General features: G+C 74.2%; 13 protein-coding genes and 1 pseudogene. 9 read left to right on the top strand and 5 right to left on the bottom strand.

Going from position 1 to position 14811, the window contains the following annotated elements:
* The first annotated feature begins 423 nt into the window (after nucleotides 1–423).
* Together ACFY3U_RS01490 and ACFY3U_RS01485 are read left to right on the top strand one after the other, a co-directional pair.
* A complete protein-coding gene (locus ACFY3U_RS01490; protein WP_387193022.1) occupies nucleotides 424–2265 on the top strand; it encodes a DUF1996 domain-containing protein in 1842 nt (613 codons plus the stop codon).
* 207 nt (nucleotides 2266–2472) lie between these two features.
* The gene (locus ACFY3U_RS01485) at nucleotides 2473–2748 is read left to right on the top strand and encodes a hypothetical protein (protein ID WP_387193019.1); all 276 of its coding nucleotides are present in this window, start codon (nucleotides 2473–2475) and stop codon (nucleotides 2746–2748) included.
* Between the two features lie 253 nt (nucleotides 2749–3001).
* Here ACFY3U_RS01485 and ACFY3U_RS01480 read toward each other — a convergent pair whose 3' ends face one another.
* Both ACFY3U_RS01480 and ACFY3U_RS01475 read right to left on the bottom strand, forming a co-directional pair.
* Entirely contained in the window at nucleotides 3002–3412 is a 411-nt protein-coding gene (locus tag ACFY3U_RS01480) for a VOC family protein (protein ID WP_387193016.1), read from the bottom strand.
* 53 nt (nucleotides 3413–3465) lie between these two features.
* Nucleotides 3466–4935, bottom strand: a complete 1470-nt coding sequence (locus ACFY3U_RS01475) for an MFS transporter (RefSeq protein ID WP_387193013.1) — start codon at nucleotides 4933–4935, stop codon at nucleotides 3466–3468.
* A 62-nt stretch (nucleotides 4936–4997) separates the two neighbouring features.
* Here ACFY3U_RS01475 and ACFY3U_RS01470 point away from each other — a divergent pair, with 62 nt between their 5' ends.
* Entirely contained in the window at nucleotides 4998–6077 is a 1080-nt protein-coding gene (locus tag ACFY3U_RS01470) for a helix-turn-helix transcriptional regulator (protein WP_387193011.1), read from the top strand.
* Here the strand turns inward: ACFY3U_RS01470 and ACFY3U_RS01465 are convergent.
* Together ACFY3U_RS01465 and ACFY3U_RS01460 are read right to left on the bottom strand one after the other, a co-directional pair.
* A complete protein-coding gene (locus tag ACFY3U_RS01465; protein ID WP_387193008.1) occupies nucleotides 5981–6625 on the bottom strand; it encodes a DUF3515 family protein in 645 nt (214 codons plus the stop codon). The genes ACFY3U_RS01470 and ACFY3U_RS01465 overlap by 97 nt on opposite strands.
* The gene (locus ACFY3U_RS01460) at nucleotides 6626–6859 is read right to left on the bottom strand and encodes an Lrp/AsnC ligand binding domain-containing protein (protein ID WP_089001579.1); all 234 of its coding nucleotides are present in this window, start codon (nucleotides 6857–6859) and stop codon (nucleotides 6626–6628) included. It lies immediately after the preceding gene.
* Nucleotides 6860–6981: 122 nt separating this feature from the next.
* Here ACFY3U_RS01460 and ACFY3U_RS01455 point away from each other — a divergent pair, with 122 nt between their 5' ends.
* Both ACFY3U_RS01455 and ACFY3U_RS01450 read left to right on the top strand, forming a co-directional pair.
* On the top strand, nucleotides 6982–7920 hold the full coding sequence (locus tag ACFY3U_RS01455) for a thiamine-phosphate kinase (protein ID WP_387193005.1): 939 nt from the start codon (nucleotides 6982–6984) through the stop codon (nucleotides 7918–7920).
* A 22-nt stretch (nucleotides 7921–7942) separates the two neighbouring features.
* On the top strand, nucleotides 7943–8404 hold the full coding sequence (locus ACFY3U_RS01450; RefSeq protein ID WP_387193003.1) for a GNAT family N-acetyltransferase: 462 nt from the start codon (nucleotides 7943–7945) through the stop codon (nucleotides 8402–8404).
* 152 nt (nucleotides 8405–8556) lie between these two features.
* On the opposite strand, the gene rpmB is transcribed toward ACFY3U_RS01450, so the two are convergent.
* Nucleotides 8557–8748 carry a 50S ribosomal protein L28 gene (rpmB, locus tag ACFY3U_RS01445; RefSeq protein WP_109942784.1) on the bottom strand — a complete coding sequence of 64 codons (192 nt, stop codon included), beginning with the start codon at nucleotides 8746–8748 and terminating at the stop codon, nucleotides 8557–8559.
* Between the two features lie 283 nt (nucleotides 8749–9031).
* Here rpmB and ACFY3U_RS01440 point away from each other — a divergent pair, with 283 nt between their 5' ends.
* The 4 genes and pseudogenes from ACFY3U_RS01440 to ACFY3U_RS01425 all read left to right on the top strand — a co-directional run bounded on the left by ACFY3U_RS01440 (nucleotide 9032) and on the right by ACFY3U_RS01425 (nucleotide 14682).
* Nucleotides 9032–10675: a DAK2 domain-containing protein gene (locus tag ACFY3U_RS01440; RefSeq protein ID WP_387192999.1), complete on the top strand. Its 1644-nt coding sequence runs from the start codon at nucleotides 9032–9034 to the stop codon at nucleotides 10673–10675.
* Nucleotides 10672–12873: an ATP-dependent DNA helicase RecG gene (recG, locus tag ACFY3U_RS01435; RefSeq protein WP_387192996.1), complete on the top strand. Its 2202-nt coding sequence runs from the start codon at nucleotides 10672–10674 to the stop codon at nucleotides 12871–12873. Before ACFY3U_RS01440 ends, recG begins: the two co-directional genes overlap by 4 nt.
* 559 nt (nucleotides 12874–13432) lie before the next feature.
* Nucleotides 13433–14370 (top strand): annotated as a pseudogene (locus tag ACFY3U_RS01430) (DUF222 domain-containing protein); the annotation flags it as partial.
* A gap of 48 nt (nucleotides 14371–14418) precedes the next feature.
* Nucleotides 14419–14682 carry an HNH endonuclease signature motif containing protein gene (locus tag ACFY3U_RS01425; RefSeq protein WP_387194108.1) on the top strand — a complete coding sequence of 88 codons (264 nt, stop codon included), beginning with the start codon at nucleotides 14419–14421 and terminating at the stop codon, nucleotides 14680–14682.
* Nucleotides 14683–14811: the final 129 nt, after the last annotated feature.

Genomic DNA, 14811 nt, shown 5'->3' with positions numbered 1-14811 from the left:
CCGGCGGCCCGCCGCAGGCCGCGCTGGGTGCGGTGTTCCGGGCGGGTGTTACGGGCGATCCGTGGCCGCCTGAAGGCGCGATCCGTTACGCAACGTGGTGTTGAGGGGTGGCCGTCCGACCGAAAGCAGTATGACTCTCAGGCATGATTATGCCTGAGAGTCATACTGCCCATCCCCGCATTCACCTCGGGAGTCACTACTCTTGGTGATGCCGCTGCCTCGCCGGCACACAAACCGCAGCTCACGCTCCACGCACGCCCTTACCGCCGCCCGGCAAGGCCTATCTCCGTCCGCCCGGCAAGTCCTTACCAGTTCATGACGTCCGGGGTGCGCCCCGATCCTCGCGCCGCGCTGCCGCCGTACCTGAGTGTGTCGGCCGCGCTCGGTGGCCGGTACGCGAACCCGGACGAGGAGTGAACCCGGATGAGAACTCGTTACAGAGGCTCGACGTCACCCGGTGTGAAGCCGGCGAGGCTGGCGCTGGTGGCGGCGGTGCTGGCGGCGACGGGAGCACTGACGGTCACGTTCGTCTCCAGCGGCGGCAAGGGCACGGCGGATGCGGCCACCAGCCTGTCCGACTTCGTGCAGATCGAGCAGGTGAAGCCCAACGTGGCGCAGCCGCAAGCCGGCCCGGACGCGGCGACCGGTCGGTTCACCGTGGACTGCGGGACCAACGGCAACGGCAAGTTCAGCCCCGACAACCCGGTTGCCCAGCCCGGCATCAAGAACGGCGCCGAGCACGTGCACGACTTCGTCGGCAACCTCGCCATCACCGCGAACTCCAGCGACGCCGACCTCGACGCGTCCGGGACCACCTGTAAGAACGGCGACAAGTCGTCGTACTTCTGGCCGGTGGTGCGGATCGATCGCTCGGTACGCGCCACCGGCAACCAGGTCCAGCAGGCGCTCGCCGCCACCTCGGGCAGCGTCGTCTGCCCGGCCGTGCGCACCAAGCTGCCCGCCGTACCCGCCCAGGCAAAGGCGGCGGTCGACCGGCAACTGGCCGACCTCGACCAGCTCAAAGCCGCCGCCGACCGCCGAATGGCCGCTACCCGAGGAGTGGACACCCGGCTCAACAACGGGCTGCTCGAGTGGCTGCGGACCCGCCGCACCGCCACGCTGACCCGGATGAGCGACACGATCCGCGCCGCCGACGGTCAACCCCCGGCCGGCATGGTCTCGCTGACCGACTGCGACATCAGCTACGACGGCATCCACGCCAGCCTGCACACCAACCACACCAAGGGTGGCGCGGCAACCAGGTCCGCCACACCTCAGGTGCAGTGCCCCACCGTGCGGGACAAGCTGCCCGGTGTGCCCCGGCAGGCCCTCAAGGAAGTCGACCGGAACCTCGCCGAACTCGACCAGCTGAGCTCCGCGGCCAACCAGCGTCTGGTCACCGCCCAAGGGCAGGGCGGCGTCGACAACGCCGTCCTCGGCCCCCTCCAGGCCAAACGCGCCGCCGTTCTCAACCGCATCGCCACCGCCATCGGCCGCACCGATGCCGGCATCCAGGGGCTCGACACCCTCGCCGCCTGCACGCTCAACCCCAACAACCCCGGCCAGAACAACGCCGGCCAGGACAACGGCGGGCAGAACAACGGCGGGCAGAACAACGCCGGGCAGAACAACGGCGGCCAGAACAACGGCGGCGGTCAGCCGTCGGCCGCGCCGACCGGCAGCGCGAGTGCGCTTCCCGATCCGCAGGGGGCCAACCTGGAACTGCCCAACAACACCGGCGGCATCGTGCGTCCCGCGTCCGTGCTCATCGAGTACCGCGGCAACCCGGTGAGCAAGGTGGTCGCCATGCCCAGGTTCCTGCGCGAGCTGACCGGTGACGCCAAGCCCACCAGCCGCGGCCCGGCCAACGCCCGCGCCACCTGGACCTGCTCCGGATTCGCCGACCGGCTCTCCGACAAGTACCCGATCTGCCCGGGCGGCAGCAAGGTCCAGCGGGTTCAGGACTTCCCCGGCTGCTGGGACGGCAAGAACACCGACAGCGCCAACCACCGTAACCACGTCGCCTTCGCCGACAAGGCCACCGGCGCCTGCCCGCAGGGCTTCGTCGCCATCCCGCAGCTGCGGATCACGCTCTCCTACGACATCCCGGGCGACGTGCAGAGCAACGGCCAGTACGCCCTCGACTCGTTCCCCGAGGAGAACCACAACCCCTTCTCCGACCACAACGACTTCATCAACGTCAACTCCGAGCAGACCATGCAACGCATCGCCACCTGCATCAACAAGGGCAAGAACTGCCGGTGAAGGTGCCCGGCAGGGGGAGTGTTCCCGCTGCCGAGACCGCCGATCGCAGGTCACCCGCAAGGCGGTGCCCCGGCGCTGAACCACAGCGGCGGGGCACCGCCGAACCCGGTCGGCGCCGACGACCGGCCGGGAGGGCACGACTGTGGCACCATCGTCCGTCGTGTGGGCCGCCGACGTGAGAACCACCTTCCGGTCCGCTGGAACCTGGTGACACCGGATCGACTGGGCTCGCTCTGGGACGGGGACTGCCACCCCGATCTGTGGTTCGCGGCAGAGCTGGTGGACTCCCGCGGTGAGACGAGCCCGAAGACGCACCGGTGGCAGCAGCACGCAGGCTGGACCGCAGTGCGTTACGCCGTGGCGGAGGCTGTCGCCCTGGTCGCCCACGGTCGACGCCCCGAGACCCGCGCGACGTGGGTACGGAAGCTGTCGACGCAGAAGTCGTACCCGAAGAAGTGGCTGGCCGCACTCGCCCAGGGGTGACGGTTGGCGGGCACGGACCGATTCTCGCCAGCGGTTCGCCGATCACGGCCCTACACCTGTCGACAGGTCTGCATCGGCTTCCCTGACCCGTCGCCGACAGCGCCTCACCCGACGGCGGTGGCCACCGACGTGATCTCGTACCGTCGGTGGCCGCCGCCGGGTCCCCGGCCTCCTCCCGTGCCCGGGCGGCTGCGCCCTCGTCAGGGTCGCCGGGACTGTGCGGCCCGAGCCGGCCGGAGTGACGACGAGGACCTCAGGTCGTCGGGGTGTGGCAGACCGCTTCGAGGTTGATCCCGTGGGGGTCGAGGATGAAGGCGCCGTAGTAGTGCTCGTGATACTCCGGGTGCAGGGCCGGCGGATGGAGCAGTTGAGCGTCGAGCTGCTGGGCGGCGGCGTAGAAGGCGTGCACCTGATCGCGGGTGTCGGCGGTGAACGCAAGGTGCATGTTGGTGCCCACGGTGCCGCTGTCGACGAACCACACGAAGGGCTTGCGGTCGGGCCAGCCGTAGCCGGTCATCGCCGGGTCCGTCGCGTTCGCGGGGATGTCGAGCAGGGGACGGATGTCGAGGCTGGCCAGCAGCGGCTCGTAGAAGGCGCGTGCCCGGGTGAGGTCTGGAACGGCGATGTTGAGGTGGTCGATCTGGGATCCGGAACGGTCGATCATGGTCGGTCTCCTGAGGAGGTCGTGGCGAGCGGCGAGGCTCGCCGGTGGGTGTATCAGTGCTGGCCGGTGGCGGTGGTCCTGGGCAGGGCGAGCATCGCCAGCGCAGCCAGGACGTAGCCGGTGACCTGCCAGGGCATGACCTGGATCAGGGCGTGCGCGAAGGCCCTCGGCCCGTTCCCGGCGATCGAGGCGCCGGGGGTGAGCGCGTCGAAGAAGACGGTGCCCAGGACGGCGACGCCGACCGCCCCGCCGATCTGGTTGACCGTGGACAGCACCCCTGCGGCGGCGCCGGCGTGCCGGCCGGGGACCCCGGCGAGGACGACGTTGACCAGAATCGGGGCGCCCAGCCCCAGCCCGAGCCCGCCGAGGAACATGACTCCGGCCAGCGGCCAGTAGCCGGGGGTGCCGTCGTCCCGCACCAGCAGCCACAGCAGGCCCTGCGAGGCGGCCAGCGTCAGGGCCCCGGTCACGAGCAGGGCCCTGCCCGCCCTGGCGGCGAGGGCCACCCCCGCCCCTGAGGTGATCATCGACCCGATCGCGTACGGCAGGAGCACCAGGCCGGTGTCCCACGCCGAGCGTCCGGTCCCGGCCTGCAGATAGATCGACAGGACCAGGAAGAAGGGCGCCAGCCCGCCGAAGAACAGCACCGACGCCGCGAGGCCGGCGGTGAACGGGCGTACGGTCAGCAACGCGGGGTCCAGGACCGGCTGCCCGCCGCGCGCCGAGACGCGCCGCTCGTAGGCGACGAAGACGGCGAGCAGCGCCACCCCGGTCGCCAGCAGCGCCCACCCCCACCAGGGCCAGCCCCAGTCCCGGCCCTGCACCAGCGGCAACAGGACCAGCCCGACCGCGCCCGCGGCCAGGACCGCACCGACGAGGTCCGGGCGGGCCCGCGCCCCGGCGGTGGACTCCGGCAGCACCCGTGCCCCCAGCAGCAGGGCGACGGCGGCGACCGGGACGTTGATCCAGAAGATCGTGCGCCAGCCCAGACCCCACAGGTCCGCGTCGACGAGGGCGCCGCCGAGCAGCGGCCCGGCGACCGCGGCCAGGCCCTGCACGGCCCCGTACGCGCCGAACGCCCTGGCCATCGCGGCCGGCGCGAAGGAGGACCTGATGATCCCGAACACCTGCGGGACCATGAATCCGCCCGCCAGGCCCTGCACCACCCGAACCGCGATCAACACCCCGGCCGACGGGGCGAGGGCGCAGGCCGCGGACGCGACGGCGAAGCATGCCAGGGAGGCGAGGAAGACCCGACGGCGGCCGTGATCGTCGCCGAGCCGCCCCCCGGTGATCAGGCCCGAGCCCAGGGCCAGGGTGTAGGCGGCCAGCATCCACTGCAGCTGCGCCGGGGTGGCGTGCAGCTCGGCGGCGATGTCCGGGGCGGCGACCGTGACGATCGTGACGTCGAGCAGATCCATGAACGAGGCGAACAACACGACGAGCAGCGCCAGCGACGCGCGTCGGCCCGCGACCGGCGCCGACTGGTCGGGCGCGGCGGGAGGTGGGGTGATGGTCGTCATGACCGCACCGTGACACCGGTAGCGGCCACCGGATGACCGCCTCTTCTGCGAGTCTGGATCTCGTGGCTGACACCTCGGGACGGATCCTGCGTCTGCTGTCCCTGCTGGAGGCGCGGGTGGAGTGGCCGGGGGTCGAGCTGGCCGACCGGCTCGACGTGTCGGCCCGGACCCTGCGGCGCGACGTGGACACCCTGCGCGAGCTCGGCTACCCCGTCGACGCCGTCAAGGGCCCCGGCGGCGGATACCGGCTGGGGCGCGGTGGACGGCTACCCCCGCTCGTGCTCGACGACGACCAGGCCGTCGCCGTCGCGCTGGCCCTGCAGACCGCGCCGGCGACGGTGACCGGCATCGACGACGCCGTCACCCGCGCCCTGACCACGCTGCGCCAGGTCATGCCCGCCCGACTGCGGGCCGCGAGCGAAGCCTTCGAGGTCACCAGCCTGCGCAACTACTGGGAGTTCTCGGCCCCACCCGTCGACGTCGCCACCCTGCGGGCCGTCGGCGCCGCGATCCGCACCAGCCGCGTGCTGCGCTTCGACTACCGCGACCCCGACGGCGCCGTCCCCGCGCCCGGCCAACCCGGCTTCCGGCCGCCCCGAGAGGTGGAACCGCACCACCTGGTCGTCTGGGCCGGTCGCTGGTACCTCATCGCCCGCGACCGCCCGGACCGGACGTGGCACACCTACCGCGTCGACCGGATCCACCCCCGTACGCCCGCCGGGGCGTCGTTCACCCCCCGGCCGCTCACCGACGACGACCTCACCCGCCTCGTCGTCCAGAACCCCGACCGCGGCGACACACCCGGGCAGTGGCAGTGCGTGGGCTCGGCCACGCTCGAACTGCCCGCGGCGGTGGTCGCCCGCTGGGCACCCGGCGGGTCCGTCGTCGAACCCGTCGGCCCCCGGTGCTGCCGGCTGACCATCGCCGGCTGGTCGTGGGTCGGGATCGCCGGCCTGTTCATCACCTTCGACACCGGGCTGACCGACGTGCGCCCCGCGCAGCTGCGGGCCGCCCTGGCGAAGATCGGCGAACGCCTACGGTCGGGTCAGCCGCGGCAGCCGGCCGGCGGGGTACCGCCCGAGGGGACCGAGGCGACGATCGTGTCGGACAGCGGCGGCACCCACTGCAGCGCCGCGCCGTAGGAGCGCGGCACCCGTACGGTGACCGGCACCTCCCGGTCGAGCGCGGTGAGCACGGTGGCGTCGGCCTCCTCCCGAGGGTGCCAGCAGACCTTGTTCACGACGTAGACCTCGTCGGTCGCGCCGACCGCCGGCCGGGCGCCGCCGCAGGAGACGGTCAGCGCCGGGTCGCCGTACGCGGCGTTCTGCTCCGGGCCGGCGGTGACCGGCCGCTGCCTCAGGTCGCGGACGGTGTCCGGGAGCTGGGAGACCAGCGCGCGGCAGACCACGGCGGGGCGGGCGGCAAGCGCCGGCGCGGCCATCTCGACCGGGGCGGTGGACTGCGGGCGGGCCGAGGTGGCGGAGGGGCTCGGCGCGGCGGTCGGCGTGTCCGGCGACAGCTTGGCGAAGGTGAAGCCGGCCACCGCCACGGTCACCGGGACCGCGATCAGGGTGGCGAACAGCGCCGCCCGGCGGGTCGACCGGTCCCAACCGGGCCGCCGGCCGGCGGCCGGCTCGGTGGCGGGTGCGGCGACCGTCGGGGAGTCTGGGGAGGAAATCTTCTCGTCCACTTACAGACGCACCACCGAACACGTGAGGGTGCGGGTGATCCCGGGCACCATCTGCACCTTGCTGACGATGAGTTTGCCGAGCTCGTCGACGGTGTTGGCCTCGGTGAGCACCACCACGTCGTACGGCCCGGTGACGGCGTCGACCCGTACCACGCCGGCAAGGTCCGAGATCAGCCCGGCCACGTCACGCGCCCGACCCACCTCGGTCTGGATGAGGATGTACGCCTGTACCACGACTCGACCTCCGTCCGTCGCCGCCCGGGGGCGGCCCGAAGGGTGAAACTACCCTACGGACCAGGCGTGATCCGTATCGGTGGTGGGCGGAGAGCAGCGCGCGAGCGCGTCGGAAGGATGACATGACTGTCGCGGGTGCCGGGGAGTTCGGCCTGATCGACCGGGTGACCGCCCGGCTGACGTACGGATCGGCCTGTCTGCTCGGGCCGGGTGACGACGGCGCGGTGGTGGCCGCGCCGGACCGGCGGGTGGTCGCCTCCACCGACGTGCTGGTCGAGGGGCGGCACTTCCGGCGGGACTGGTCGAGCGCGGTGGACGTCGGCCACCGGGCCGCGGCGGCCAACCTGGCCGACGTCGCGGCGATGGGCGCCACCCCGACCGCCCTGCTGGTGGCGCTCTGCATGCCCCCGCAGTTGGAGGCGAGCTGGGCCGAGGGGCTGGCCGACGGGCTGGCCGCCGAGGCGGCGCTGGTGGGGGCGGGCGTGGTCGGCGGGGACATGTCCGCCAGCCCGACGCTGACCATCGCGGTGACCGCCCTGGGCGACCTGGCCGGGGTGGCCCCGGTGGTCCGCTCCGGCGCCCGGCCCGGGGACGTGGTGGCGCTGGCCGGGCGCTCCGGCTGGGCGGCGGCCGGGCTGACCGTGCTCTCCCGAGGCTTCCGCACCCCCCGGGTGCTGGTCGAGGCGTACCGGCGACCGGAGGTGCCGTACCCGGCGGGGCCGCAGGCCGCCCGGCTCGGCGCCACCGCCATGATCGACGTCTCGGACGGGCTGGTGGCCGACCTGGGGCACGTGGCGACGGCCAGCGGGGTCCGGGTGGACCTGCGCCGGGACGCCTTCGAGGTGCCCCGGCAGATGCGCGACGCCGCCCAGGCGCTCGGCGTCGACCCGTACACCTGGGTCCTGGGTGGTGGCGACGACCACGCGCTGGCCGCGACGTTCCCGGCGTCGGTGGCCCTGCCCGCGCCGTGGCGGCCGGTCGGCCGGGTGGTCGAGGGCGCCGGGGTCACGGTCGACGGTGATCCGTACGACGGCCCGCCCGGCTGGGACCACTTCCGGTAAGGGGTGGTCGTACCCTTCACCCGTGAGTGAGATCGAGATCAGCGTGGAACCGTTCGACTCGCCCGTGGCCCGGGGGTTGATCACCGCCGCGCTGGCGGAGCTGGGCCGGCGGTACGGCGGCAGCGGCGACGAGACACCGGTGGACGCGGCCGAGTTCGTCCCCCCGCAGGGCGCCTTCCTGGTCGCCCGCCTCGACGGCGAGCCGGTCGGCTGCGGCGGCTGGCGCAGCCACGGCGACGACACCGCCGAGCTGAAGCGGATGTACACCGACCCGGCCGTCCGGGGGCGCGGGGTGGCGCGTGCGGTGCTGGCCGGGGTCGAGGAGTCCGCCCGCGAGCACGGGCGCAAGCGGCTGATCCTGGAGTGCGGCGACAAGCAGCCCGAGGCGATCGCCATGTACACCTCGGCCGGTTACGAGCCGATCCCCAACTTCGGCTTCTACGCCGACGAGCCGGGCTGCCTCTCCTTCGGCCGTACCCTCTGACGGCCGGCTGGCGACGGACCCGGCCGGTGCCGGGTCCCGCCGGGCCGGACCGGTGGCCGGCGCGGACAGGGCACCAGCGGACACGACAGCACCGGCGGACCGTTCACGGCCCGCCGGTGCTGGCGAATTGTCGAGCGGGAGGCGCTACCGCGTCAGGCGCGGGCGACCTTGCCGGCCTTGATGCACGAGGTGCAGACCTGCAGCTTCTTGGTGTTGCCGCCACCGGCCGGGGTACGCACCGACTGGATGTTCGGGTTCCAGCGGCGGTTGGTCTTCTTCTTGGACCAGGGCACGTTGTGGCCGAAGCCCGGCCCCTTGCCACAGACGTCGCACACGCTAGCCACGGGATACTCCTGGGATTGAAACGTTCATGAGGTCGCCGGCAGGCGCTGCCCGGGCAACCCGACCAGGCTACCCGATGACCCGCCCGCCGGACCAACCGGCCCGGTCCGGGCCAGCCCGCTGTGCGGCCGGTCACCGTCGCGGCGGCCGGTACGCCCACCACCGTACCGGCCGGCGATCGGCCCGGTCGGGCCACCGTCGGCGGTCCCCGGTGGGCCGATGGACACGCCGGGGGAGAGCGGCCGGCCCCGGCGGGTGTCGGTGCGCGCCAGTAGGCTTCTTGCCGTGCTGGAGACCCTCGACGCCGCCGCGGTCCGCCGGTGGTGCGCGAGCGGGCTGAGCGCGCTGCGCCGGCACCAGGGCGAGATCGACGACCTGAACGTCTACCCGGTCCCCGACGGCGACACCGGCACCAACCTGGTGCTCACCCTCACCTCCGCCCAGCAGGCGCTGGCGATGGATCTGGGCACCCTGCCGGAGGACGGGCACACCCCGCACGGCCACGCGGTGCGGCTGATGGCGCGCGGCGCGCTGCTCGGCGCGCGCGGCAACTCCGGGGTGATCCTGTCGCAGATCCTGCGCGGGCTGGCCGACGCGTTCGCCGCCGCGCCGGCCGTGCGCGGTCGGGAGCTGGCGGCCGGGCTGCGCGACGCGACCGCGGCCGCCTACGCGGCGGTCGCCCGCCCGGTCGAGGGCACCCTGCTCAGCGTGGTGGCCGCCGCCGCGGCCGCGGCCGAGCAGGCCGACACCGACGACCTGCGCACGGTGGCCCGGGCCGCCGCGGGAGCGGCCGCCCGGGCGCTGGCCCGCACCCCGGAGCAGCTGCCCGAGCTGGCCCGCGCCGGGGTCGTCGACGCCGGTGGCCGGGGCCTGTGCGTGCTGCTCGACGCGCTGGTCGAGGTGATCACCGGGGAGAGCCCGGCCCGGCCGGCGTCCGCGCCGCGCACCGCCGGCCCGCCGCTCACCGCCGTCCGGGAGAGCGGCTCCGCACAGTACGCGTACGAGGTGCAGTTCCTGCTCGACGCCGAGGCCGATGCGGTCGCCCGGATGCGGGCCGAGCTGGCGCGGCTGGGCGACTCGCTGGTGGTGGTGGGCGACGGCGCCTCGCCCGCGGCCTCCACCACCTGGAACGTGCACGTGCACGTCAACGACGTGGGGGCGGCGGTCGAGGCCGGGGTGGCCGCCGGCCGGCCGTACCGGATCTCGGTGACCCGCTTCGCCGACCAGGTCGACCACGACCGGGCCGACCACCCGCCCGCCGCCGGCCGGACGGTCGACGGGCGGGCCGCCGTGGTGGTGGTGGCGGCCGGCGCCGGCATCGCCGAGCTGTTCGCCGGCGAGGGCGCGACGGTGGTGCCGGGCAACCCGTCCATCGGTGAGCTGCTCGACGCCGTCCGGGCCGCCGGCGCGGCCCGGGTGGTGGTGCTGCCCAACGACCCGAACACCCAGGCGGTGGCCAGCGCCGCCGCCCGGGAGGCGCACCACGCCGGGGTCAAGGTGAGCGTGGTGCCCACCCGGTCGCCAGTGCAGGCGCTCGCCGCGCTCGCCGTCCGCGATCCCCGGCGCCGCTTCGAGGACGACGTGATCGCGATGGCCGAGGCCGCGGGCGCCTGCCGGTACGCCGAGGTCTGCCTCGCCGGCCGGGAGGCGCTCACCGTGGCCGGCCCCTGCCGCCCGGGTGACGTGCTGGCGCTGGTCGAGGGGGAGGTGCACCTGATCGGCGCCGACCTGACCGACACCTGCGCCGCGGTGGTCGACCGGATGCTCGGCGGCGGCGGCGAGCTGGTCACCCTGCTCACCGGCGCGGACGCCCCGGCCGGCCTCGCCGACGCCGTCCGGGCCCACCTCGCCCGGCGCTGGCCGTTCGTCGAGGTGCAGGCCTATCCGGGCGGGCAACCGCACTATCCGCTCCTGGTGGGGGTCGAGTGAGCACGTCCGAGCCGGCCACCGTGGACACCCCGCTGAAGAAGCTGGTCGGGGAGAAGACCGCTAAGGCCCTGGCCGGCGCCCTCGACCTGCACACCGCCGGTGACCTGATCTACCACTTCCCGCGCCGCTACGACGAGCGCGGCGAGCACACCGACATCCGCTCGCTGGACGTCGGCGAGCAGGTGACCGTGCTGGCCCAGGTGCAGCGCACCGCCGTCCGGCCGATGCGCCAGCGCCGGGGCAACCTGCTGGAGGTCACCGTCGGCGACGGCTCCGGCGGGGTGCTCACCCTGACCTTCTTCGGCCAGGCCTGGCGCGAGCGCGAGCTGCGCCCGGGCCGGTGGGGGCTGTTCGCCGGCAAGGTCACCGAGTTCCGCGGCAAGCGGCAGCTCAACGGCCCGGAGTACCAGCTGCTCGGGGACGACACCGACGGCGAGGCGGCGGCCACCGAGGAGATCGAGGAGTTCGCCGGCGCGCTGATCCCGGTCTACCCGGCGGGGGCGGCCGTGCCGACCTGGGTGATCGCCCGCTGCGTCCGGGTGGTGCTGGACACCTTCACCCCGCCGGACGACCCGCTGCCCGCCGCCGTGCGGGCCGGCCGCAACCTGGTCGGCATCGGCACCGCGCTGCGGGAGATCCACCGCCCGTCCAGCAAGGAGGCCCTCTACCGGGCCCGCCACCGGCTGAAGTGGGACGAGGCGTTCGCGGTGCAGCTCACCCTGGTGCAGCGCAAGCACCGGGCGGCGTCCTGGCCCGCGCGGCCGCGGCCGGCGAAGGCCGGCGGCCTGCTCGACGCGTTCGACGCCCGGCTGCCGTACGAGCTGACCACCGGCCAGCGGGACGTCGGCGTGGAGATCGCCGCCGACCTGGCCACCCCGCACCCGATGCACCGGCTGCTGCAGGGCGAGGTCGGCTCCGGCAAGACGGTGGTGGCGCTGCGGGCGATGCTCCAGGTGGTCGACGCGGGCGGCCAGGCGGCGCTGCTGGCCCCGACCGAGGTGCTCGCCGCCCAGCACCACCGGGGGATGCTCGACCTGCTCGGCCCGCTCGCGCAGGCCGGCGAGCTGGGCGCCGCCGACGGCGCGACCCGGGTCGAGCTGGTCACCGGCTCGCTGGGCGCGGCGGCCCGGCGCCGGGCGCTGGCCGAGGTGGCCGCCGGCCGCGCCGGCATCGTGCTGGGCACCCACGCCCTGCTGTACGAGGGGGTCGACTTCGCCGACCTGGGGCTGGTGGTGGTGGACGAGCAGCACCGGTTCGGCGTGGAGCAGCGGGACGCGCTGCGCGCCAAGGCCGACCAGCCGCCGCACGTGCTGGTGATGACCGCCACCCCGATCCCGCGCACGGTGGCCATGACCGTCTACGGCGACCTGGAGACGTCCACCCTGTCCCAGCTGCCGCAGGGGCGCTCGCCGATCGCCTCGCACGTGGTGCCGGCGGCGGAGAAGCCGGCCTTCCTGGACCGGGCCTGGCGCCGGCTGCGCGAGGAGGTGGCCGCCGGGCACCAGGCGTACGTGGTGTGTCCGCGGATCGGCGAGGGGCCGGCCACCGAGGAGGAGCCGCCCCGGGAGGACGACAACGGCCGGCGCCCGCCGTTGGCGGTGACCGAGGTGGCCCCGCTGCTCGCCGAGGGGCCGCTGCACGGGCTGCGGATCGAGGTGCTGCACGGCCGGCTGCCCGCCGACGAGAAGGACGCGGTGATGCGCGCGTACGCGGCCGGTGACATCGACGTGCTGGTCGCCACCACCGTGGTCGAGGTCGGCGTCAACGTGCCCAACGCCACCGTGATGATCGTGCTGGACGCCGACCGGTTCGGCGTCTCCCAGCTGCACCAGCTGCGCGGCCGGGTCGGCCGGGGCTCGGCCCCCGGGCTCTGCCTGCTGGTGACCGAGGCGGCCGAGGGCTCGTCGGCCCGGGAGCGGCTGGACGCGGTCGCCTCCACCACGGACGGCTTCAGGCTGGCCGAGCTGGATCTGGAGCAGCGCCGCGAGGGCGACGTGCTCGGGGCGACCCAGTCCGGCCGGCGCTCCCACCTGCGCCTGCTGTCCCTGCTGCGCGACACCGACCTGATCCGGGACGCCCGGGCCGAGGCGATCACCCTGGTCGAGGACGACCCCGACCTGGTACGCCACCCGGCGCTGGCCGCCTCGGTCGCCGCGCTGGTCGACGAGGAACGCGCGGAGTACCTCGAGAAGGGCTAGGGCCTCGTTCAGAAGGCCGGCACCGGGGCTCAGCCGGGCCGAGTGGGCTGGCCGCGGCCGGCCAGCCAGATGACGAGGTCCTTGGCGATGTGGCCGTGGTCGGTCTCAATGGCGAGGTCGTGGGTTCGCTTCGCACGAGGCGACGGCTGACTGGTCAGAGCCACTCGTTGATCGCGGCAGTACGGCAGCCTCGAAGAGGAGCGAGGCGGCCGGGGCGTTGACCCTGCGCCTGGCGAAGGTCACCGGCTGGGCGCCGGTGGCCGGCAGCAGCGCCCGCCGGCGAGCTCCGCCGCCGGCTGCTCCGCGCTCCGTGCGGTTGCGGTTGGCCCTGATCGGTGGGCTCGGCGATCGGGGCCGCCGTCCGTATCCTCCACATTGCTGGAGGCGTGAGGGGCCGGCGCCCCGGCTTCTTCGTGGGCCAACCGGTGATCTTGCCCTGTCCGGTGTCTGCTGCGCTCGGCCACCACGTTGGCGGTGTCGCCGGTTGGCCTTTCGTGGCGTTGCTGGGTGCGTTCAGGCGACCGCGAAAAGTGTCGTACGCCTGTTCTAATCTCCGTGTATGAGGGCTGCGGTGGCTGTGCTCGACGAGGTGCTCGATGGCCTGGTCGACGCGCCGGCGTGGCCGTTGGGCGAGGCGGAGCTGGTGGCGTCGTTGGATGCGGTGCATGCCGTGGAGCAGCGGTTGCTGGCGGTGAAGTTGGCGTTGGTGCGGGAGGTCGACGGTCGTGGTGTCGCGACCGCGCAGGGGGCGTCGTCCACCGCCGTTTGGCTGCGTGACCGGTTGCGGTTGTCCGGGCATGGCGCCCGGGAGTTGGTGCGGGTGGCCGCCGCGTTGGACGCGGGTCCGCCGGTGGTGCGGGCGGCGGTGGTGTCGGGTGCGGTCACCGTGGAGCAGGGTGAGGCGATCGTGGCGGCGGTGCGGGCGCTGCCGGTCGAGGCGGGTCCGGAGGTCGCTGACAAGGCCGTAAAGGTGCTGCTTGACGCGGCGGGCGGTTCGAGCCGGCGGTGTTACGGCGGCTCGGCGAGCGGGTCCTCACCCACGTAGCACCCGACCTCGCCGAGCGGGCGGAGCTGGCCGCCCTGGCCCGGACGGCGCAGCGGGCGTGGGATCGGCGGCATGTCACCCTCGCCGAGCAGGCCGATGGGCAGGTGCGGCTGGTCGGCAGCCTCGACGCGGAGACCGCGGCCCTGCTACGCGCCGCGATCGATCCGCTCACCGCGCCGGCCGGTGACGGCGACGATCGCAGTCCCGGTCAGCGTCGGGCCGACGCGCTGGGTGAGGTGTGCCGGCTCGCCCTGCACGCTGGGCAGTTGCCGGACAACGGCGGTGACCGCCCGCAGTTGGTGGTCACCACCCGGTACGACGTGCTCACCGGGCAGCTCCAGGCCGGGACTCTGGACACCGGCCTGCGGCTCACCCCGTCGGCCGTGCGCCGGTTGGCGTGTGACGCGGCCGTGCTTCCCGCCGTCCTCGGCGGTGACGGTCAGGTCCTCGACCTGGGCCGCCGCCGGCGGTTGTTCACCGGGCCGCTACGCCGCGCCCTGGTGCTGCGCGACGCAGGCTGCGCGTTTCCCGGCTGCGACCGCCCACCCCGCTGGTGCGACGGCCACCACGTCCGACACTGGGCCGACGGCGGCGAGACGGCACTGAACAACGCGGTCCTGCTCTGCGGCCACCACCACCGCCTCATCCACCAGGGCGACTGGACCGTCCGCATCGGCACCGACCGGCGGCCCGAATTCCTCCCACCCGCCTGGCTCGACCCCCACCAACACCCCCGCCGCAACCACCTCCACCGAAAACCCTGACCGGGCGAAAACCCGGGCGCCCGCCACCGGCCTGCCGCCACAGCCGCCGACGCCACCAACCCCGACCCCGGGCCAAGCCGCGTCGGTCAACTCCTCCCTGGGACGGGTCGCCGCCGCGCCCGCCGCCGC

The organism is Micromonospora sp. NPDC000089 (assembly GCF_042899365.1).
Taxonomy (GTDB): Bacteria; Actinomycetota; Actinomycetes; order Mycobacteriales; family Micromonosporaceae; genus Micromonospora.
This window is presented reverse-complemented; position numbering and strand designations above follow the sequence as displayed.

Bases quoted from the DNA above. Each gene is read 5' to 3' on its own strand.
- ACFY3U_RS01475 (WP_387193013.1), bottom strand. From the start codon at position 4,935: ATGACGACCATCACCCCACCTCCCGCCGCGCCCGACCAGTCGGCGCCG.
- ACFY3U_RS01480 (WP_387193016.1), bottom strand. From the start codon at position 3,412: ATGATCGACCGTTCCGGATCCCAGATCGACCACCTCAACATCGCCGTT.
- ACFY3U_RS01455 (WP_387193005.1), top strand. From the start codon at position 6,982: ATGACTGTCGCGGGTGCCGGGGAGTTCGGCCTGATCGACCGGGTGACC.
- ACFY3U_RS01490 (WP_387193022.1), top strand. From the start codon at position 424: ATGAGAACTCGTTACAGAGGCTCGACGTCACCCGGTGTGAAGCCGGCG.